Here is a 21216-nt window from a genome sequence, read left to right on the forward strand (position 1 = left end):
TGGCTCCACGCGAGTACGGAAGCAATTGACCGATTGATCATCAATACATTGCCAATTCGATTAGAGTTGGCAGTGACACAATGCCCGAATCCATATCAATGGCTCCCGCAATTTCGCCGCGTCGCGCAGACAGGTCTCTGACTGGACGGCTCACGGCATTGAGGCGCTGCACGCACGTGTCGCATTCCCCCAAAACTTGAACAGCCCGGACACGGACCATGGACCTTAACCTCATCGGCCTGTTCGTCGAGATCGTCGAATCGAACAGCCTCAGCGCCGCAGCGCGCAAGCTGGGCATGACGCGTGCGAACATCAGTCAGCGGCTAAAGTTGCTGGAACGTGAAACGGGCGCCCAACTACTGCGTCGCTCGACACGAAGCTTCGAACTCACGCAAGCCGGTCACACGCTGTACGACTGCGGACAGCGCATGCTGGAAGACCTGAGCACGGCTCGGGCATCGATCGACAGCCTCGGGCAGACCTTGACCGGCCGTGTTCGCATCAGCGTGCCGACTGGCTTCGGCAGGATGTTCATCGGAGCGAAACTCCTCGAATTCGCGCACATGCATCCGGGTATCACGCTCAATGTCACGTTCAATAACCGGATCGAAGATCTCATCGAGGCGGAAGTCGACGTCGCGCTGAGAATCACTCGCACGCCTCCGCTGGATTGTGTGGCACGCAATATCTGCGCAATCGACTGGCAACTGTATGCGTCCGCCGGCTACGTGGAAAAACACGGCCCGATCGATTGCCCGGCGGACCTCGAAAGACAATCGCTGGTGGCATCGCCGCATCCTGACCGGCGCATCACGATGACGCTCACGCATCGACACGACGAGGCCGAGGTCCACGCCATCACGTTGCAACCCGCGCTGCAGTCTTCGGACTATCCGTTTCTTACCGAGGCGGTATGTGACGGCATAGGAATTGGGCTTCTTCCTGCTTATGTGGCATATGCGCCCACGAGCCCTCGACTGCTGCGCATCCTGCCGCAATATCGTGTCGCGGGACCACAGAACGTGTTGTATATCGTGACACTGCCCAATCGCTATCCGTCGCCGGCGACGCAAGCGCTCATCGACTATCTGCGCGCTGAGATTGTCTCGCTTGCGCAAACCTGGGCATGAAGAGGCCGTTGCATAGCCGATTGATCGTCAACTTATAGTTAACGGGCCGTCAAGCGCCACCTGGATTGTCAGCGCGATCGCGGCCTTCCACAATCGCCCCATACCAGACAGATGGAGACAAGGGCGATGCCCCCGGAAGCTTCCCGCGACGTCAATCGTGGCGGACCACAATCGGCGTCGCGAAGGTGCTCGAGGACATCCGCCAGTTCGCACAGGACGATCCTGTCTTCTCACGTCCGTTGCCGCTCGTCGTCGATGTCGTCGAATCGGGCGTGACACTCCAAAGCCTCAACCTGGCCGCCTAAACCGTTCGATTCTTCCATCCCCCGTTTTAGCTTGAGGACCCAGATCATGCGAGAAGCCGTCATCGTTTCCACCGCGCGCACGCCGATGACCAAAGCGCATCGCGGCGAATTCAACATCACACCCGGTCCCACGCTCGCGTCGTTCGCCGTGCGCGCCGCCGTCGAACGCTCGGGCATCAACCCGCAACTGATCGAGGACGCGATCCTCGGTTGCGGCTATCCGGAAGGCACTACCGGGCGCAACGTCGCGCGCCAGACCGTGATCCGTGCGGGCTTGCCGCTGTCGATCACGGGTACCACAGTCAACCGTTTCTGCGCTTCGGGCCTTCAGGCCATCGCGATGGCTGCGGGTCGCATCGTTGTCGACGGTGCGCCTGCGATGATCGCCGGAGGCGTCGAAAGCATCTCGGGCATCCGCACGCGCGAAGACGGCGTGAGCGGGCTCGACCCGTGGATCGTCGAGCACAAGCCGGCGCTCTACATGACGATGATCGACACCGCCGACATCGTCGCCAGGCGCTACGGCATCAGCCGCGAGGCGCAGGACAGTTTCTCGGTGGAAAGCCAGCGGCGGACCGCGGACGCGCAGCGCGCCGGCCGCTACATCGACGAGATCGTGCCGGTCACGACGACGATGGCAGTCACCGACAAGGAAACGGGCGTCGCGACATACCGCGAGGTAACGGTCGCTGCCGACACCTGCAATCGTCCCGGCACGACGTACGAAGCACTCGCGAAACTTGTTCCAGTGAAGGGACCCGATCAGTTCATCACGGCGGGCAACTCATCGCAGAACTCAGATGGCGCGTCCGCCTGCGTGATGATGGACGCGAGAGCCGCCGAGCGGGCCAGCGTTTCTCCCCTTGGTGCGTTTCGCGGCCTCGCGGTCGCGGGCTGCGAGCCCGATGAAATGGGCATTGGTCCGGTGCTGGCCGTGCCCAAGCTGCTCGCGCGTCATGGACTCACGATCGACGACATTGGCCTGTGGGAACTCAACGAGGCGTTCGCATCGCAGGCGGTCTATTGCCAGCGGCGTCTGGAGATTCCGACTGAACGGCTCAACGTGAACGGTGGCGCCATTTCTATCGGGCATCCATTCGGCATGACAGGCTCAAGGCTCGCGGGACATGTCCTGATCGAAGGACGGCGGCGAGGCGTGAAGTACGCCGTCGTCACGATGTGCATGGCCGGCGGCATGGGCGCCGCCGGGCTCTTCGAAATCTATTGAGAAATGCAGTCATGGATCTGAAATTCACTTCTGAGGAAGAAGCCTTTCGCGCGTGCGTCGTGCGCTTCCTGAAAGAGAAGCTTCCCGAGAGGCTTTCCCGCAAGGTCGGCAGCGGCTTGCGCCTCACACGCGCCGACATGGCCGAATGGCATGCCATCCTGAACGAACAGGGCTGGCTCGCGAATCACTGGCCCGAACAATATGGCGGCCCAGGATGGAATGCCGTGCAGAAGTTCATCTTCGAAAATGAATGTGCGCTTGCGGACGCACCGCGCATCGTGCCGTTTGGCGTGAACATGCTTGGGCCTGTGCTCATCAAGTACGGCAGCGAAGCGCAGAAGCGCTACTGGCTGCCGCGCATTCTCGATGGCTCCGATTGGTGGTGCCAGGGCTATTCGGAGCCGGGTTCGGGTTCCGACCTCGCGTCCGTGAAGACAACCGCAGTGCGCGGCATCGACGGAGAAGGGGAGCACTATATCGTCAACGGCCAGAAGACCTGGACCACGCTGGGCCAGCACGCGAACATGATCTTCTGCCTCGTACGCACCGCAACCGACGTGCGCAAGCAGGAGGGCATCAGCTTCCTGCTCGTGGACATGAACAGCCCGGGCGTCGAAGTGCGTCCGATCATCACGCTCGAAGGCGAGCACGAGATCAACGAAGTTTTCTTCACCGATGTCCGAGTGCCGGCGGCCAATCTCGTGGGTGAGGAGAACAAGGGCTGGACGGTCGCGAAATATCTGCTCACGTATGAGCGCACGAACATCGCGGGCGTCGGATTTTCGGTCGCGACGCTGGCGCGTTTGCGCCGGGCGGCGACAAAGGTCACGCGCAACGGCCGTCCGCTTGCCGACGATCCGCTTTTTTCGGCGCGCCTCGCCCGCGTCGAAATCGACCTGGAAAACATGAAGACGACGAACTTGCGCGTGATCGCCGCGGTGGCGGGCGGCGGCGTGCCGGGTGCGGAAAGGTCGATGCTCAAGATTCGCGGCACCGAGATTCGCCAGGAGCTCTCGTCGCTGATGCGCCGCGCGATGGGACCGCACGCGCAGCCGTTCATCGAGGAAGCGCTGCACGAGGGCTATGACGAGGCGAGCGTCGGCCCCAAGGAAGCCGCGAGCGCCGCCGCGCTCTACTTCAACAACCGCAAGCTGTCGATCTTCGGCGGCTCCAACGAAATCCAGAAGAACATCATCTCGAAGATGATCCTGGGGCGCTGAGCGAGGGCCGAGTTGCACGTGAACGCGCGCTATCAGCGGCAAAGTACACGATCGGGCGCATCGGCGCGCGCGTTGCTGAGGAATGCATCCAGATGCACGGCGGCATCGGCATGACGTGAGAGCTGCCGCTTGCCCACTACGCGAAGCGCCTCGTGATGATCGATCATCAACTCGGCGACGAAGATCACCATCTCGAACGCTATATCACTCTGGGCAGGAGCTAACGGCATGAATGGACCCATCCTTGCGCACCGCGACGGCGCGGTTCAGGTGCTGTCCTTCAACAACCCGGCCGCGCGCAATGCGCTTACGCCCGAGGTGTATAAGGCTCTTCCGGCCGCGCTCGACGAGGCGCAGCGCGATGCCGGCGTTGCCGCGATCGTGCTGACGGGCGTGGGCGGACCCTTCTGCGCAGGCGGCGATCTGAACCGGCTCGCGCAACGGCGCGCCATGACACCGCCCGAGCGGCGCGCGGGCATCGAAGGTCTGCATGACATGATTCGCGCGATCCGCGACTGCAGCAAGCCCGTGATCGCGGCAGTCGAAGGAGCGGCGGCAGGCGCGGGCTTGTCGATCGCACTGGCGTGCGACATGCTGCTCACCGCTCCCAATGCGTCATTCTCTGTGGCGTACGTAAAGGTCGGCCTTTCGCCCGATGGTGGCGTTACCGCGTTGCTGTCCGGGTTTGTTTCCCGGCAGTTGTTGACCGAATTCTGTCTGACGGGCAGACCGGTCACGGGCGAACGCATGCACGCGCTCGGCGTCGTAAATCGCCTCGTCGAGCGAGGCAACGTACTCTCGGAAGCAATCGCCATGGCACAGTCGCTCGCGAGCGGGCCAGAGCGCGCGATCGCCCGGATCAAGATCTTATGCCGTCACGCCGGTGAGAACACCCTCGAAGCCCAACTGGACCTTGAAGCCCGGTACATGACTGAGTCGCTCGGTGACGACGAGGCGGCGGAAGGCATTAGCGCCTTCTTCGAGAAACGCCCCCCCGATTTCTCCACCTTGCGTCGCACGCCGACCGTGCATTCGCAGTAGACGTGCCGCGCTCGTCACCACCCTTGTCATTGTGGATTTGCCATGTCGAACCTGAATTCCTCTTTGCCGCTCGCCGGCGTTCGTGTTCTCGATCTATCACGCGTGCTTGCCGGACCTTGGTGCGGCATGGTGCTCGGCGATCTCGGCGCGGAAGTCATCAAGGTCGAGCACCCAAAGCGCGGTGACGACACACGCGATTGGGGTTTGCGCGTCGGCGCCACCGAAACGACCTATTTCAACAGTGTGAACCGCAACAAGCGTTCGGTGTGCCTCGACCTGCAAACCGCCGAGGGGCAACAAATTGCACGCGAGCTGGCGCAGCAGAGCGATGTCGTGATTCAGAACTTCAAGTTCGGCGGCGCGGAAAAGCTCGGCCTCGGCTATGAGCGGCTCAAGGAAGGGCGCGAGGATCTCATCTACTGTTCGATCTCCGGCTACGACCGCCGCGGACCGGAAGCGGCACGTCCCGGCTACGATGTCGTGCTGCAGGGCGAGGCGGGGCTGATGGCGCTCAACGGCGAACGCGATCAGCCGCCGCTCAAATTCGGCGTGGCTGCCGTCGACCTGTTCACTGGGATGTACTCCGCGCAGGCAGTGCTCGCTGCACTCTTCGAACGTCGGAAGACCGGCAAGGGACGCCACATCGAGATGGCGCTCTTCGATTGCGGCTTGATGATCACCTCGTACTACGGGCTGGAGTCGATGATCATGGGCGAGGACCCGCCGCGCTACGGCAATGCGCATCCTTCGATCGTGCCCTACGGCGTTTTCGACGCCGCGGACGGACCGCTCGTCATCGCGGTCGGCACCAACCGCCAGTACGAGCGCTTCTGTCGCGAAGTGATCGAACGCCCCGATCTGGTCGACGAGGACCGGTTCCGCACGAACATCGTGCGGGCCGCCAACCGCGAGGTACTCGTGCCCGAACTCAAGCGCGAGATTGCCAAAAGAAAACGCGAGGTCCTGCTGGAGCGTCTGACCCGGGCCGGCATTCCCTGTGGAGAGGCGCTAGGCCTTCATGAGGCGCTCACTTCGCAGCGCGCGGCAGAGGCCGGGCTCGTGACGACTTACGCGCATCCCGAGGCCGGCAGCACGCACGTGCTCGCTCCGCCTTACCGCTTCGACGGCGCACGCTTGCCTGTACGCAGCACCCCGCCACAACTCGGGGAAGCCACGAACGAGGTTCTCCACTCACTGCTCGGGTTGTCCCACGAACGACTTTCACAACTGAAGGCCGAAGGCGTCGTCTGACGGTGCATTGCGCCTCACGATTAGAGGATCGTTTCATCAGCCAGCGTGCTTTTTCCAATGCTGTCACCTAGCTCTTCGGCACGCCCGCCGGCGACAATCGGCAGGCCTGACCGCGTGCGAGCAATACCCAGATCGTTCTGGCTATCTTGTTCGCGAATGCTACGACGGCGACGTTTGTCCCGCGTCGCGCCTGAACCTCGTGTATCCATCGGGAACGTTTGTCTGTATGCTTTACGGCTTGCTGAACAACCGACCTCGCGCCGTGTACCAGCAGCATTCGCAGATACCCGTTACCGCGGTTCGTAATGCCGAACAGGCGTTCTTTTCCGCCTGAGGAGTGTTGACGTGGCGTCAGGCCCAGCCACGCCGCAAACTGCCGCCCATTTGAAAACCAGGAGGTGCTTCCGGCCGCAGCGATGACGGCGGTTGCGATCATCGGTCCGACACCCCGGATGTTCTCCAAACGCAGGCTTGCGGGCAATGCCCTGTGCACTTGCTGGATCAGCTCGTCATACCGCGCGATCTGCCTGTCGAGCAGTGCAAGTCGCTCGTACATGTCGCGCATCATTGTTCGGGTCAGTCCTGTCATCTCATTGTGCTCGTCATCGATAATCGCGGCGAGCTGTGTCCGCACTTTCAGGGGCGTTTGCGCAATGACCACACCGTATTCAGTCAGCAGTCCTTGAATCTGATTGATCTGCGCGATGCGGTCCTGCATCAGCAGACTGCGAATGCGGTGCAAGGACTGGATGTCTTGCTGCTAAACGCTGTTGACTGCGACGTAGCGCGTTGTCGGCCGGGATGCGGCTTCAACAATCGCCTCCGCATCGTTTCGATCGTTCTTCTGGGATTTGACGAACGGCTTGACGAATCGCGGCGCGATAGCCTGGGATCTGATGCCATCACGATGCGGCAGTACGGTAGGCAAACGACCGAATATTCCTGATTCTGTCCCAGCGAACCCGGTACGCCGCCGAGGCTGTAAAGGCCCTCAAAGCTTAGCCCCGCGTTAGTTGGGCTCCGGTACTTGACTGCATTGTTTGTGCGCCTACTGTTGTTGAAGTTGTCGAGATCTGCCGGGTGAGCAGAGTGCGCGGTGCCAAGATTTGAATCGCCGAACTCAAGTTTGCCAACGTAATCGACCACGCTATCGTATTGCCGGCCTAATGTGATGGTGCCAAGGCGGTCAGTCTCAAAACCGACGAACGCTTGCCGTCCAAACTCCGCGCCGCCCTGAGCAAGGCGGCCGTTATTCAATTCGAAGCCGTTCTTGAGGACGAACACCGTTCTGACGCCACCACCGAGATCCTCCGTTCCGCGCAGCCCCATCGGGAGCTGTTCAGACCAAATGTCCCATCGAGACGAGACTGGGTAGCAACCGGCCGTGGAGGTTCATTGAGGAACTGCGAGTACGCGCGCGGACCGGTGGCCGCGGGGCTGCACTGCACAACGGGAATTAAAAAAGCCGTCGTTTTGCCAGATGAAGGGCCGGTTCTTTGGGCGCGCGTCGATGACGCCGAAACAAACCGGCGCCAATAAGCATCGTCTGACCGTCCAGATGATTTTTTGGCTTTCCGAGAGCGCCGCGCACGACCTGTCGGCGCAAAAATTTGCGCTTGCCCGATAAATGGGTGGTCGCTGGACATCGGCCACGTTACCCAGCAGGGGTGAGATGTGTCCCAACACACTGGCCGGCATTAACACTGCTGGCAGAATAAAGGCTTCGATCGTATTGTCCGATAAACCAGCTGGCACACGCACCGCAAGGTGCCATCATCCTTTGCTGCCGCCGCGTCCATCCTCGCAGAGCAATCACGCGGTGGCAGACGCGATTATAGCGACTGCACCTGAACTGGAGCCGCCGGCTTGCCCGACACTTGTGGCGCGACCACGAGGTAGCGGCGCTTGTCACCGGCAGTGCTCGCTCCTGGCGTGACCAGTTCGCGAATCTGGCCGAGCGCATTGACGATCGCCGAGCCGGCCGGATTTGACATGAAGGTCGCAAGCACTTGTACGTTACCGGTGCCATCAGGATTATCGGCCAGGCCCAGCACATAGGCCTGCTTCGGTTGCAGGCCGGTGACAGCGGCCTGGAGAACCTGCACGAGCCCCTGGTCGAACAACGCGACAGTTGTAGGTGCATTTGCGGCGTCCCCCGGCTTGCCCAATCCCACCGGCACCAGTGCAATGTGGGCACTCTGACCCGCCAGGCCGAGCGGCTGCAGGTTCTGCGTACCATCACCTTTCGGCACCGCATTCGGCACATAGGTAACAGCCTGCGGCGCCTGGCCAATGGGGACAGTTGCGATGACCGTGTTGGTCAGTGTGTCGATAGCAATCATCGCATCGGCGTTCTCGAGACCGACATAGATGCGGCTACCGTCACCTGATGGCCAGAGCCCATGCGGTAAGTTGCCGACAGGAATCGTCGCGATCTGCGAAAAATCGTCGGTTCGAAACACCTTGACAACGTTCAGGCCTCCGACCGTAACGTACGCGAACGTGCCCTTGGCGTTATGAACGATGTTCACGTGATTCGTGATCGGGCCCGTGTCGAGCGTCCTGAGCAGCGCGAATGGCGGCGTTGCATCGAACACCTGGACCTTGCCGACGTCCTTGAGTGTGAACCAGACCTGCTTGCCGTCTGGCGTCGCGACGAGGTCCGGACAGAAGGGGCTGGCCTGCCTGACCGCGTCGACGATCTTGTGGTCGGCCACGGAAACCACCTCAGTCTCCGGGTTGAAGGACGAGCAGACATAACCATATTTTCCGTCCGGCGAGAAGATCTGCATGCCGGGGCCAGCCGGAACGGTAATGCGTGTTTTCTCCTCATACGTCCCCCCGTCGAGTACCGCGACGTAGTTTTCACCTCGTACGGTCACCCAGACTTCTTTTCCATCGGGAGTGAAGAAAGCCTCGTGAGGCGAGCGGCCAACATAGGTGACGTGCTTGACGGCGTTCGTCTGCGTGTCGATGAATGAAACTGAGTTCGATCCGATGGAGACAACCGCAATCGTGCGATGGTCCGGTGAGTAACCCATGCCGTGCACAAGCAATTGGCCTTTGTACAACGGACTGAAATTGCCCGGCGACGGGTCGCCGAGGCGAATCAGGCCGAGCAGCCTGTTGTCGGCCGGATCGATCACCGACACCGTATTCGAAAACTGTTCTGCCGCGTAAACGCGGTCGTGGTGGCTTACCGGAATATCCGGATCGGACAACGATCCGGGGGCCTGCCCGGCCCCGGCGAGCTGCGCTGCGGCCAACCCGGCGGCGGACAACACAACGGTGAAAATTTGGCGTTTCATCATTGCTCCTTGGGCATATGGTTCCGCATGTTCACTGGCATACCGTCGTGGGCGTCGGGTGGGCGTGTGCGGTCGGGATAGAAGCGGGCTTTTGCTGGTCCGGAGCGGGCGCCGACGGCGGCAATAGTTGCCCGAGCGCGACGCGCATGGCAGTAATTTCTTGCTGTTGCTCGACGACGATCTCTTGTGCGATGCGGCGTAATTGTTCGTTGTGTCCATGGCGCAGTTCAGCCTGTGCCATGTCGATGGCGCCTTGATGGTGAGGCACCATCATTGCGACGAAATCGCGATCGACGTCGCCAGTCGGCTTTACGGACATGCCGTCCATCATCCTTGTCATAGCGGTATCGTTCTCCGCCAGGAAGGGCGCTTCGTCGGAAGCAGCGGTTTTCAAACCTGCAGCAAAGGCAGGCGAGTCGCAAAGCGCCGAGATCGTAAGGGCAAAGATGACGCTCAGGACGGTGCGCGTGGTACGCGGAACTGGAGTTCGCACGATGATTCTCCCATTGTGAGTCACACGTCTCTCATTGGAGTGCCCTCCCCGAATGAGTCTATTCTGAATGCCCCGCACATTTCAAGGTACGGAGCCGGACTCCCTACGATGTGGCGCACATCCTATGCACCGAAGCGATGCCTACCAGGCTTCGATCGCACTCATGCTGGTGGAACCAGGCTGTGAACACATTCATAAAGGTATGCAAATTGACCGAGGCGGAATAGATAGTATCGTTGCCGTGTTTGCCCATACCCAGCCGACTTGATCGATGCTTCACATGGTAATTACAGACCCGCCTGATAGATCAAGGATCACGGAGGCGGATGCATCAAGCACGAGAAGCCTCGACGGGCATACCCGGTGATAACATTTGTTGTCAATCCCATCGCCCGGTACACCGTATGCCCGACAACTTCGACCAGCTCGCCGCCCTGATTCGCGGACGCTTTCCGGAACTCAGTCCGCAATTCCAGATGGGCGCGGCGTTTCTGCTCGATCATCCCGATGAGGTGGCCGTTTCGTCGATGCGCAAGGTTGCCGAGCGCGCGCAGGTGCAACCCGCGTCGCTCGTGCGGCTGTCGCAGCAGTTGGGCTTCCCGGGCTGGAACGAATTGCGCGATCTATTCGTCGCGCGCGTGCGCACGCGTCCCGAGCCTTTGACCAGCCGCGCCCGCTCGCTCGTCAAAGGCCACGCGAAAGATGCGCTCGCGCACGATCTGCTCGTTGCGCATCAGCACAATCTCGAGGTGACGGCCGCGCACAACGCGCGTGTCACCGTCGAAGCGGCCCGGCTGCTGCGGCGCGCACCGCACGTGCATGTCGCGGGCTTCCGCTCGTGCTATCCCGTCGCGTTCGGGTTCGTCTATGGCTGCCGGCTGTTTCGCTCGACCGTCTCGCTGCTGACGGGCGAAGCGGGCACGCTTGAAATGCAGTTGCGCGGCATCGAGCGCGACAGTGCAACCATCGTCGTGAGTTTCGCGCCTTATTCCGTCGAGGCGGCGCGCGTCGCCGAAGCGGCGCTCGAAAAGGGCAGCAAGTTGATCGCCATCACCGACAGCGCCGTGTCGCCCATCGCGCTGAACGCCGACAAGGTGCTGATCTTTTCACACGAAAGCCCGTCGTTCTTCCCGTCGCTGGTGGCGGCGACGGCCATTGCCGAATCGCTCGTCGCGCATCTGCTCGCGCTCGAAGGCACGGACGCCATTCGGCAACTCGAACTTGCCGAACAGTCGTTGCACGCGAAGGGCGCCTACGTGCCCTGACGAAACGGCCACCGCGCTGACGACAACAGACTGGCAACGTGCATTCTCATTGACAACATATGTTGTCGTGAACTATAAATGCGCATCGCGTGTTGATTGATGGTCGAGGTGTCGTGTGTCGAAGCGGGGTTGGGCGTTGCATCGGATAGCCGGCGAGCCGTATGAAATCGGCAGTCAGCTCGGCGTGCTGGCACGGCCAGTATTCGATGCGTATATGCGACAGAGCGCGGCCTGGCGCGACGTGCAGAAGTGGCGCGGCCATGCCTTCGTACAGCATCTGCGCGAGGCGGCGCGCGCGCACTTGCCCGACCAGCTGGCCGAGCTCGACGGCATGGCCGCGGGTCTGGGCTGGCTCGCGGACGACATTTTCCTTTGGAACTGCCGCGGCGAACTGATTCACAATGCGCCAGACGGTTGCACGACCTTCGCGGCGTCCCGCAGCGGTGAGACCCTGATCGCGCACAACGAAGACGGCGATCCTTTCCTGCCCGGCAAGGTTTCGATCGTCGACGTACAGCCGAAGGGCAAGCCGGGCTTCATCAGTTTCTATTACCCCGGTTCGCTGCCCGGTCATACGTTCGCGGCGAACCGCGCGGGCCTCGTGCAGACCATCAACAATCTGCGCATCCGTCAGCCCGTGGCAGGCGTGCCGCGCATGATTCTGGCGCGCGCGGTGCTTGACGCACGGACGCTCGACGCAGCCGCGCACATGCTGCGCGACACGCCGCGGGCGAGCGGCTTTCACCACACACTCGGCGCAGCCGGCGACAGCCGTGTGCTGAGCATCGAGGCCACGGCGATGCGCTGTTCGATCGCTCAGATCGCACGCGCGTCGGGGCACGCGAATCACATGGTTCATCCTGGTTGCAACGGCGAAGCGCAGATCGTCACGGATTCGTCGCGCGATCGTCAGGCACGTGTCGCGACATTGCTGGAGCAGCGCGGCACGGATATCGACGGCGACGCGCTCGTCGACATGCTGCGCGACAAGGCGCCGACTGGCTTGCCCATCTATCGCGAAGACCCGAACGATCCCGATGGCGAAAACACGCTCGCGACAGCGCTGTTCCGCATTCGCGCCGAAGGTGTCGCCTTGCGGGTGCACGCGCAACGCGCCGTCGTATTCGAAACCTTTATCGCACGCACGGCGGCCTGACAGCCACCGGCTGCCTCATCGAAGGAAAGCGCATGACTACCGTATTTCACCGCATGCCGAAGCAGACGTTGCCCGTCGCCGTCAAAGGCGAGGGCATCGAGATCATCGATTCGACGGGCAAGCGTTACATCGACGCATCAGGCGGCGCGGCCGTTTCGTGCCTCGGCCACAGCAACCAGCGCGTGATCGAGGTGATCAAGCGTCAGGCGCAGGAGCTGCCGTACGCGCATACGTCGTTCTTCACGACACAGCCCGCCGAGGAACTCGCCAGCTACCTCGTCGATCATGCGCCGCAAGGTCTGGAGCACGTGTATTTCGTGTCGGGTGGGTCCGAAGCAGTCGAGGCCGCGCTGAAACTCGCGCGTCAATACTTCGTCGAAGTGGGGCAGCCGCAGCGGCGCCATATCGTCGCGCGCCGTCAGAGCTATCACGGCAATACGCTGGGTGCGCTTGCGATCGGCGGCAATGCATGGCGCCGCGAGCCGTTTCTGCCGCTTCTCATCGGCGCGCATCACGTGAGACCGTGCTACGCGTATCGCGAGCAACGCGAGGACGAAACGCAAGAGCAGTTCGCCCAGCGACTCGCCGACGAACTCGAGCAGAAGCTTCTGGAACTCGGGCCGGACACGGTGGCGGCGTTCGTCGCGGAGACGGTGGTCGGCGCGACGGCGGGCGCGGTGCCGCCAGTGCGCGAGTATTTCCGCAAGATCCGCACTGTCTGCGATCGCTATGGCGTGCTGCTGATTCTCGATGAAATCATGTCGGGCATGGGCCGCACGGGCTACCTGTTCGCGTGCGAAGAGGACGGCGTCGCGCCCGACCTGCTGACCATCGCGAAGGGCCTCGGCGCGGGTTATCAGCCCATCGGCGCGACGCTCGTGAGCGATCGCATCTATCAGGCGATCACGGGCGGCTCAGGCTTCTTCCAGCATGGTCACACGTATATCGGTCACGCGACGGCCTGCGCGGCGGCGCTCGAAGTGCAACGCGTGATCGCCGACGAGCATCTGCTCGACAATGTGCAAGCGCGCGGCGAACAACTGCGCTCGCTGCTGCGCGAGTACTACGCGCGGCATCCGCATATCGGCGATGTGCGTGGCCGCGGTCTCTTCGTCGGCGTGGAACTCGTGCAGGATCGCGCGACGAAAACGCCGTTCGATGCGAAACTGAAGCTACACGCCGCGATCAAGCGCGAGGCGTTCCAGCGTGGGCTGATGGTGTACCCGATGGGCGGCACTGTCGACGGCAAGATCGGCGATCATGTGCTGCTCGCGCCGCCGTTCATCTGCACGCCGCGCGATATCGAACAGATCGTCAGCCGCCTGACGGACGCGATCCAAGGCGCGCTCGCTGCCTGATCGAACCTGAACCCGAGATTCATTCCCGACGAGCTTCCCATGCCCAACCGTCTGCCACCCTTTGACGCCAGCAACGCGACGCCCGACCAGAAAGCCGTGCTCGACGAAATCCTGTCGGGACCGCGCGGCAATCTGAACGGACCGTTTCTTGGCTGGATCCATAGCCCCGAACTCGCGCAGCACGCGCAGCGCCTCGGCGCATTTTGCCGCTACAAGACGGGTTTGCCGCTGCGCCTGTCGGAACTGGCGATTCTGGTGACCGCGGCACGCTGGCGGGCGCAGGCGGAGTGGTACATCCACTATCCGATCGCGCTGCAAGCCGGCGTGTCCGAAGCGGACGCCGAGACGATTCGTCAGGGCAAACGCCCGGATTTCGCGGATGCCGACGACGCATTGATTCACGACTTCGCGAGCGAGCTGTACGACACAAAGCGCGTTTCGGACGCGATCCATGCGAAGGCGGTCGAGCGCTTCGGGCATCAGGTGGTGATCAACCTCGTGGGCCTGCTTGGCTACTACGCCCTGGTGGCGATGACGCTGAACGTGTTCGACATGCGCGCGGTGGGGCAGGAGAGTTTGCCGTTCGCTGAGTAGCGGGCAGTGTGGCCGCGCCGTTGCGCAATTGCGCGGGCGCGCCGGTAGCGAACTTCGACACGGCCGGCCAGAACTGCATCGTCAGCCGCGCGGCTTGCGGCTTACTGGCCGCGATACGTCGAGAACAGACGTTGCTGCACCGACTCCCGCGCGCCGGCATCCGACGAACCCGCCTTCATTCCGCCGACATCCTGCGAACCCTGCGCGACGGCGGCCACTGCCGTACCGCTTTGCGGCACGGTCTTCGGATAGTTGGTGTCGTTCTGATCCAGAAGGCCTGCTTTTTGCGCGACAACCAGTTCAGCGCGCACCTGAGCGCGTGTCGCGGGACCGTTCGCCTGCTGAGCGAACGAAACAGCCGGCACGATGAGCGCCGATGCGATAACGACTGCGGAAATAAGTGATTTCATGATGATCTCCAATATTCGATTGTTGATGAGACCGGTTGATTGCTCTGTGCCGATCCGTTGAAATGAGTTTATTTCTTACGGAGTCGGTGAAAAAGCGGCCTGCGGCGAAAAGATCGTTACCGTTATTGATATAGTTTTTGGGTTGGCTTCCGTTTTGATCGATTACCGGAATCGTCACGACGCTGGCACACGGAAGCGCCTATGATGAAGTTCGGTCCACGCCCGCGCCCGCAGCGCCGCGCGAGACGCCCCCAAAGGAAGTCTCTTGGGGAACTCGCGACCGATGCCGACACCGCAAATCACCCAGGGCGGGACCGTTGCGGTGGGCATCGGATTCGGTCGTACAGCGCGCGACGCAGGCACAAACAGGAGAGAGCGATGAAGCGCAAGGCATCGGCAGTCTGGCAAGGTGGCCTGCAAGACGGCAAGGGCTCGATTTCCACCGACAGCGGCGTCCTCAAGGAGACCCAATACTCGTTTTCGACACGCTTCGCTGACGGCATCGGCACGAATCCGGAAGAGCTGATTGCGGCTGCGCACGCGGGGTGTTTCTCGATGGCGCTGTCGGCGGAACTAGGCAAGGCCGGCATTACGCCCGAACGCATCGGCACGACGGCCACCGTCACGCTCGATAAGGACGGCGGCGGTTTCACGATCACCGCGGTGCATCTCGACGTGGCCGTGAAAATCCCCGGCGGCGACAAAGCCGCCTTCGAGAAGGCGACCGCCGACGCCAAGGCCGGCTGCCCGGTGTCGAAAGTGTTGAACGCCACGATCACGATGGACGCGAAGCTCGAAACCTGAGTCGCGCTTTTCTCGGCGATTCGCAAGAAATGAAGCCGGCGCACGGGTCAAGCCCGGCGCCGGCTTTTTGTTGACCGACCCTGGAGACGCCCGTACCGTTGCCGCCGCGCCTTCTTGCAGCGTGACGAAACCGGCCCCGCGCGAAGACGAGCCGACTCCTTTCGGCTCGGTCCTGCAAGGCTCATCGAAGCGTTGTCCCCTCGGCCCGCTGGACGGTGTGAATCGCGGCGGGCGTCCCTTTGACGCGGCTCTTCACGAGCTTGTCGAGGTCGAAAGTGGACGTCTTGCCGACGTTCGGCAAGCAATCGCGCACCCATCTATCCGCCGTGGCATGGCCCGCGTGCCGCAAGGCGCGGAAAAACTCGATGGAGGGCGTGTTCTTCGATGCGGCGCCGATCTCGTCCATGAAGCGATCGGCGCGAATCACGTGAAAGCGTTTGGGCGTGTACGGCTTGCCCTTGTGAACGAGGCCAGGGTTTTCAGCGGCGAGTTCGTTGATCAACTGGATCTGACGGACTTCCGTGACCCACGACGCGCCGAAGCTGACTTCGTTGATCCGGTTGTTGATCTCACTGGGGCGTTCAGGCGGCCCATGTTTCGTACACAGCGGATCGATGAGCACGCTCAGAATGTCGTCGACCCACTCGACGAGCGGCGCGAGCGCTGGATTGGCCATGTAGCCGCCGTCCCAATAGAATTCGCCGCCGATTTCCACCGCCTCGAACAGAGTGGGAAAGCATGCGGAGGCCATCAACGCCTTCGCCGAAATTTCGCCGGGTTCGAAGATACGCAATGCGGTCAGGTTGACGTTGGTCGCCGCCACGTAGAGCTTGGGCACGGCATCGCTTAGCTGATTGACGACCGCGAAGTCCGGAATCACGGTTTCCATGATGGAGCCAAGGGAATTGGTCAGCCATGGCATCGCGTACGGAGAGGCGAACGGCTGGAGCATGCTTTGCGCGAGTATCGCGGGATTGAGATCTACGTTCCAGCGCCCGGGCGACTTCAGCATGTTCGCGGGGAAGTTGTAGAACGGCTGCCACTTCGAACTGGCGCCGACCAGCGTCCACAGTTGTTCGAGCGCTCGTTTGGCGTCGGTCGGACTTCTGCTCAGCCCGTATGCGCATGCCGCGGCATTGAGCGCTCCGCCGCTCGCGCCGCTGAGCGCGCGAATCGACAAGTTCCCTTGCTCGACTTCGTCCAGCAGGCGGTCGAGTACGCCCCACGCGAATGCAGCGTGCGCGCCGCCGCCCTGGAGGGCTAGACCGATCGTGGGAATGTCTTTTGTCGTTGCCATCCTGACCTCCGTTGTGCGGTCGCTCAGCCGTCGTCGAACTCATAGAGAAAACGAAAGTGCCGGCGCGGTTTTAACCGTTGTACTGCACTGCACGAATTTCTGCCATGCCGCCGGTGCTCCATGCGTGCGTGCCTTGTGTGGATACAGTAAGTTGGCGGTCTCGTTGCGAGTTCTGTCAATGTGGTCGCTTCTCTGGCGAACTTCGCGCCTAGTCGTAGGACGACACCATGGTGTCCATGGCAAGGTGAACTAGACCTTGCCGTCGATGGCACTTCCATCGCGCTGCGCAATTCGGCGCCAATAAACCGAGTTCGTGTCTGCAAGAGAGCTGGATCACCCTTCCGTTAAGTGGCGCCAGCCGGATAGCTAGCGTTCTCTCGGAACCGCCCAAAGGCATCGTTATTCGTTAGCTAGCGGAAAACTCCCTTCGACAAACGCCCGCGCCTCGGCCTGTCCCGTGCGCGCGTAGGCGGCCGTCGTTTGCACCGACGCGTGCCCCAGCAGCGCCTGCGCGACAGGCAACGGGACGCCGTGGTCGACCACCAGGGTGCGCGCATAGCCGTGACGCAGCCAGTGCGTGGAGGCTGCTTCCAGGGCCGCGCGCATGGCCGTGTCCTCCACCGGCAGGCGGGTCGCAGCCAGTGCAAACACCGCTCGGACCTCATCGTAGAGTCCACTTGGGCCCAGCGCCCGGCCGCGCTCGCTATGGATCAGCGGCAGGCGTTCGCCCGGCGCAGGATCGGCTGGCAGTCCGACGGCACGGCGGTACGCCCGCAGCGCCGGCATACAGGCGCTCGGCAGCGGGATCGCGCGGCGCCGGTTGCCCTTGCCCATCACGTTGAGGGTCCACTGGTGGGCTGCATCGACTTCAACATGTGGCAGCGCCAGTGCCTCATTCCAGACCAGTTCGGCGAGCCGCACGCCGGCGAAGCGGTAGAGCGCCCGTACGGCGAGTGCGACGCGCGTTCGTGCAGGAACAGTTTGACCGCCTGCGCGTCGTCGGCCACCCCCAGCGTGTTGGTGAGCGGCACCGGATTCGCGAAGCGTCCGGCACGCGCGAGCCACGCCGGCTCCACCCCGGCGGGCAGCGGCGCGAGGTCCGGGCGGGCGGACCCGGCGCGCGCGGTGAGTGCGCCGTTCTGCCCTTCATCCGGTGCCGCAGGACGGAAGCGCCGGCGGTGCTGTCGCAGGGTACGCTCGAGTACCGTCGACGCGGGTCGCCAGTTGCGACTGCAGTTCAGTGCTGGCTGATTCCAGCAGACGTGTTCGCTCCTGCAGAGCGCGGCTTTCGAGTCGCCGCTCCACCAGTTCCTCATCGCGCGCGGCCAACTGGGCACGCAGGTCGGCGAGTTCGGTGCGGAGCATTTCGATGCGGAGTTCCGCTTCTTGACGCGCGGTGTCGGCCGCTTCCCGGCTGCGTTCCGCTTCCTGCCGCAGCCGCATCACGCCGGCGAGCTGCGTCGCGACGGCGACCTCCCACAAGGCTCGCATCTGCCCCGCGATCTCCGGCGGCACGTCGGGGACCGCGAAGCCGGCCAGTCCGGCCTGCACGATCTCCGTCTCGATCGCATTCAGATGTCGCGACAGGGTGGCGCCAGCACGCCGACCGTCTGCTCAATCTTGCCAGGGGTAGAGGCTTCAGTTCACGATTCTGATCAACTCTATGAGCTCGCGCGGGGAATCCCTTTTTCAGGGAGAACTGGCAAGCGACGTAGAAACCGCGGGAATGAAAGTCGCTTCGCTGGCCAAAGCCGATGTTAGCTCATTGGTGTTGAGTGGCCGCGTACGCATTCAGCGAACGCGAACTTTCGACCCACGACGGTCCTTCGGCTCCCCATTTGAGAACGGTCGAATCGCCGCCCTTTGCGGACGTTCGCAAGCACAATATTGAAGCGGGGCGGCAAGTTCAAATTACATCTTGTTCGAATTTACCAAAGGCGGCTCGCTCAAGCGGCTCCCATTTGAAGGCCTGCCCAACCGTGATTTGCGCCCCCTTCGAGAAGGACGACCGAAACAAGGCGTGTCCCTCCAATACGCAGTCGTCTGCAAGCTGTCTGAGCGGGTCCATGTACCCGAACCGGTGCACGTTCCATTCCACGTGGTCGCGGGAAAAATCTGTCTTGTGCAGCGCGCAGAGATGTGCGAGCAATAACCGGTGATAGCCGAACTCGACATGCGCAAAGATTAGGCCGCTCGCTTTGTGGTAGAGAAAATCGCCGGTCGCCCCCGAACGCACATCGTCTAGTGCGTCCGCAAGCTGCTCCGCATAATCGAAGCGGATATGGCGCCAGAGATAGCGCTGAAGCCCCTTCTCTACGGCCGGCTGCGGCCTCTCCGTGAAAACCGACAAAAGCAAATGCATAAGCTGGGGGATGTCACCCATCAGGTATCGCATACGCCATCCTTGAGGTGGGATTCGCCGAGGCGTTAGTCTAACTACCTAGTTAGACAATTGCCTTTCGAAGCGCACCAAGTTTCCTGGCGAACCGATTCAGCGTCGTCAGCGATTCCAACATCGGACGGTCGAGGGGTATTCGTGGATTCGCTGAGGCTGGCCCGCACTCGGCCCGATGATGGCCGACTCAGTTCGACCCACAACTGCCGCTCGAACCGACGTTGCGGCAACGTCGGATCTCAAAGGATAAAGAGGCATTTGTGCGGGATGCACGTCGGCGGTTTGTCAGCCTCGCTTAAGCCTAATTTCAGAATAAAGTATCAGAATAGGGCCAAAGTCTAATGGCCTTCCTTCCAATTGAAGCGCTATCAATATTGACGTCAGCAGAGTGAGGTTGCCGCCCCATGCCAAGGGGCATGCTGATTGGCAAGCCAAATACCGATACTCCGACAGGCGCTTGGGCACCTTACGTTGATTATTGACGTGCCCGAGTACGAGCGTTGGGCGCAGAAATTGTCTCTTCCATTTCTTCTGCGGTAGCTAACCGCTATATGTCGCCCGTGCAGGCGGGCGCAACGGAGGGTGAGACGATGTTGAAGAACATATGTCCTCTGCTGGCGACGATGGCATTGGTCGCCTGTGCTGTCACAAACGAGCAACCGCTTTCGGATGTCGAAAAGGCATCGAAAACGGGGTTTCTGACCAATTATTCCCTGCTGCACCCGGGCAAGGAAGGCGAGGCGCGGCTTCGCTACGTCAATCCGAATGTAAGCTGGAATTCCTACACGGGAGTCTTCCTCGAGCCTGTGGTGTTCATCAACGATTCCGCCAAACCTGTCGACGCGAGGGAGCAGCAGATATTGACGAGCTATTTCTACACCAAGTTGAAAACTAGCCTGTCGAGCGTGCTGCCGATTGTCGAACTGCAGGGCCAACACGTTTTGGTCGTCCGCGCCGCACTGACCAACGTTACGAGCGGGACGCCGGGATTGCGCACGATCTCGGTGATCATCCCGCAGGCCCGGTTGCTCAATATGGTGCAGAGCCTCGGGACGGACACCTATGCCTTCGCCGGTTCGGCACAGGGCGAGGGCGAGATCACGGACGGTCAGACCGGACAGGTTCTCGCCGAAGCGGTGGACGGCCGTGCCGGCGGAATGAGCCTCGAGAATGCGGGTGCCGGAAAATGGGGCGACGCAGACCATGTGATGGATTATTGGGCGGACACGACGGCCAAGCGCATAAAACAATTTAGGTCAGGCGCGCCGGCCCAGTAATGCGCCAATATTGACCGAGTGCCGCTCTCTGAACACATGTCGTCGAGTGCGGGACTGAGACAGGATGTCCAGAAGCCTCAATCCCTACCGCGCGCCGCACGGGCACGCCGGCACACCATCTAACCTCTCGGGAAAGAGGCGGTCAGCGATTTCTTCAACAGCATCCCTTGGGATGCCGCCGTCGGAATAGGCCTAGTCCGAGCGGCAGCATTGGGTTGCGGCTTCAACCGGTCGATGCAACGGCTTGCTGAAACTACGGATTCGCGCTCGCAGCGCAACCGGGCGGGTCGCAGGGGCGGCCAACTACTAACACGAGCTCGCGGCTCATCGTGTAACAACGGCCTGCCCACCCGAAGTGCTCCCCAGTGCCCCTTGTTCCGGATGGTCACACCATACGCCTGAACCGCCCGGTGCGGGACCGTGAGGCACCGGCTATATCATGCCGGTTACCAATGCCATTGAGAGTCTGAACATGCAACTGCGCAAGATCATCAAGACCCGCGGACACTTTGCCAGTGACGAGGCGGCTATCAAGCTGCTCTGGCTGGCTCTGCGCAACGTGCTGGCAAAGTCCGTACGGGCTACCTTCGACTGGAAATCAGCCATGAACCAGTATGCCATCCTGTTTGGTGAGCGCTTCACCAACGCACGCGGGTAAATCCGCTAGCCGCCTCGCACACAAAA

19 protein-coding genes and 3 pseudogenes are annotated in these 21216 nt (G+C 61.8%); 13 read left to right on the forward strand and 9 right to left on the reverse strand.

Translation table 11 applies throughout. From position 1 onward, the window contains the following. Positions 1 to 218 precede the first annotated feature (218 nt). The 6 genes and pseudogenes from RI103_RS24850 to RI103_RS24875 all read left to right on the forward strand — a co-directional run bounded on the left by RI103_RS24850 (position 219) and on the right by RI103_RS24875 (position 6175). Positions 219 to 1130, forward strand: coding sequence for a LysR family transcriptional regulator (locus tag RI103_RS24850; protein ID WP_310818287.1), 912 nt, complete (start codon positions 219 to 221; stop codon positions 1128 to 1130). Positions 1131 to 1481: 351 nt separating this feature from the next. Next, a complete protein-coding gene (locus RI103_RS24855) occupies positions 1482 to 2663 on the forward strand; it encodes an acetyl-CoA C-acyltransferase (RefSeq protein ID WP_310818288.1) in 1182 nt (393 codons plus the stop codon). Between the two features lie 11 nt (positions 2664 to 2674). After that, positions 2675 to 3883, forward strand: coding sequence for an acyl-CoA dehydrogenase family protein (locus RI103_RS24860; RefSeq protein ID WP_310818289.1), 1209 nt, complete (start codon positions 2675 to 2677; stop codon positions 3881 to 3883). 8 nt (positions 3884 to 3891) lie between these two features. Beyond that, positions 3892 to 4107 (forward strand): annotated as a pseudogene (locus tag RI103_RS24865) (acyl-CoA dehydrogenase family protein); the annotation flags it as partial. A 4-nt stretch (positions 4108 to 4111) separates the two neighbouring features. Further along, the gene (locus RI103_RS24870) at positions 4112 to 4924 is read left to right on the forward strand and encodes an oxepin-CoA hydrolase, alternative type (RefSeq protein WP_310818290.1); all 813 of its coding nucleotides are present in this window, start codon (positions 4112 to 4114) and stop codon (positions 4922 to 4924) included. Between the two features lie 42 nt (positions 4925 to 4966). Further along, positions 4967 to 6175, forward strand: coding sequence for a CaiB/BaiF CoA-transferase family protein (locus RI103_RS24875; RefSeq protein ID WP_310818291.1), 1209 nt, complete (start codon positions 4967 to 4969; stop codon positions 6173 to 6175). Between the two features lie 67 nt (positions 6176 to 6242). On the opposite strand, the gene RI103_RS24880 is transcribed toward RI103_RS24875, so the two are convergent. The 4 genes and pseudogenes from RI103_RS24880 to RI103_RS24895 all read right to left on the reverse strand — a co-directional run bounded on the left by RI103_RS24880 (position 6243) and on the right by RI103_RS24895 (position 9976). Next, a complete protein-coding gene (locus tag RI103_RS24880; RefSeq protein ID WP_310818292.1) occupies positions 6243 to 6893 on the reverse strand; it encodes an IS110 family transposase in 651 nt (216 codons plus the stop codon). A gap of 212 nt (positions 6894 to 7105) precedes the next feature. Further along, positions 7106 to 7501: pseudogene (locus tag RI103_RS24885) on the reverse strand (porin); the annotation flags it as partial. 506 nt (positions 7502 to 8007) lie between these two features. After that, positions 8008 to 9483, reverse strand: a complete 1476-nt coding sequence (locus tag RI103_RS24890; RefSeq protein WP_310818560.1) for a YncE family protein — start codon at positions 9481 to 9483, stop codon at positions 8008 to 8010. A gap of 31 nt (positions 9484 to 9514) precedes the next feature. Beyond that, the gene (locus RI103_RS24895) at positions 9515 to 9976 is read right to left on the reverse strand and encodes a DUF305 domain-containing protein (protein ID WP_310818293.1); all 462 of its coding nucleotides are present in this window, start codon (positions 9974 to 9976) and stop codon (positions 9515 to 9517) included. Positions 9977 to 10380: 404 nt separating this feature from the next. Here RI103_RS24895 and RI103_RS24900 point away from each other — a divergent pair, with 404 nt between their 5' ends. From RI103_RS24900 to RI103_RS24915, 4 genes are all read left to right on the forward strand, one after another. Beyond that, positions 10381 to 11241 (forward strand): MurR/RpiR family transcriptional regulator, encoded by an 861-nt coding sequence (locus RI103_RS24900; protein WP_310818294.1) that lies wholly within the window; start codon positions 10381 to 10383, stop codon positions 11239 to 11241. Positions 11242 to 11356: 115 nt separating this feature from the next. Further along, a complete protein-coding gene (locus RI103_RS24905) occupies positions 11357 to 12397 on the forward strand; it encodes a C45 family peptidase (protein ID WP_310818295.1) in 1041 nt (346 codons plus the stop codon). Positions 12398 to 12429: 32 nt separating this feature from the next. Then, positions 12430 to 13755 carry an aspartate aminotransferase family protein gene (locus tag RI103_RS24910; RefSeq protein WP_310818296.1) on the forward strand — a complete coding sequence of 442 codons (1326 nt, stop codon included), beginning with the start codon at positions 12430 to 12432 and terminating at the stop codon, positions 13753 to 13755. 39 nt (positions 13756 to 13794) lie between these two features. Then, positions 13795 to 14349, forward strand: a complete 555-nt coding sequence (locus RI103_RS24915; protein ID WP_310818297.1) for a carboxymuconolactone decarboxylase family protein — start codon at positions 13795 to 13797, stop codon at positions 14347 to 14349. 101 nt (positions 14350 to 14450) lie between these two features. Here RI103_RS24915 and RI103_RS24920 read toward each other — a convergent pair whose 3' ends face one another. Next, complete coding sequence (locus RI103_RS24920) at positions 14451 to 14759, reverse strand: DUF4148 domain-containing protein (protein ID WP_310818298.1); 309 nt, start codon at positions 14757 to 14759, stop codon at positions 14451 to 14453. Between the two features lie 378 nt (positions 14760 to 15137). Between RI103_RS24920 and RI103_RS24925 the strand changes: the two genes are divergently transcribed. Next, on the forward strand, positions 15138 to 15563 hold the full coding sequence (locus RI103_RS24925; protein ID WP_028194665.1) for an OsmC family protein: 426 nt from the start codon (positions 15138 to 15140) through the stop codon (positions 15561 to 15563). A gap of 181 nt (positions 15564 to 15744) precedes the next feature. Here the strand turns inward: RI103_RS24925 and RI103_RS24930 are convergent, their stop codons facing one another. The 4 genes from RI103_RS24930 to RI103_RS24945 form a co-directional block, all read right to left on the reverse strand. Further along, positions 15745 to 16860: a patatin-like phospholipase family protein gene (locus RI103_RS24930; protein ID WP_310818299.1), complete on the reverse strand. Its 1116-nt coding sequence runs from the start codon at positions 16858 to 16860 to the stop codon at positions 15745 to 15747. A gap of 399 nt (positions 16861 to 17259) precedes the next feature. Then, a complete protein-coding gene (locus RI103_RS24935; RefSeq protein WP_310818300.1) occupies positions 17260 to 17781 on the reverse strand; it encodes a site-specific integrase in 522 nt (173 codons plus the stop codon). A gap of 225 nt (positions 17782 to 18006) precedes the next feature. Further along, positions 18007 to 18447 carry a DNA-binding protein gene (locus tag RI103_RS24940; protein WP_310818561.1) on the reverse strand — a complete coding sequence of 147 codons (441 nt, stop codon included), beginning with the start codon at positions 18445 to 18447 and terminating at the stop codon, positions 18007 to 18009. 319 nt (positions 18448 to 18766) lie between these two features. Beyond that, positions 18767 to 19255, reverse strand: coding sequence for a hypothetical protein (locus RI103_RS24945; RefSeq protein ID WP_310818301.1), 489 nt, complete (start codon positions 19253 to 19255; stop codon positions 18767 to 18769). Positions 19256 to 19845: 590 nt separating this feature from the next. Here RI103_RS24945 and RI103_RS24950 point away from each other — a divergent pair. Further along, the gene (locus RI103_RS24950) at positions 19846 to 20532 is read left to right on the forward strand and encodes a DUF3313 domain-containing protein (protein ID WP_310818302.1); all 687 of its coding nucleotides are present in this window, start codon (positions 19846 to 19848) and stop codon (positions 20530 to 20532) included. Between the two features lie 436 nt (positions 20533 to 20968). After that, positions 20969 to 21190 (forward strand): annotated as a pseudogene (locus tag RI103_RS24955) (transposase); the annotation flags it as partial. Positions 21191 to 21216: the final 26 nt, after the last annotated feature.

The sequence above is a fragment of the Paraburkholderia sp. FT54 genome (assembly GCF_031585635.1).
GTDB lineage: Bacteria > Pseudomonadota > Gammaproteobacteria > Burkholderiales > Burkholderiaceae > Paraburkholderia.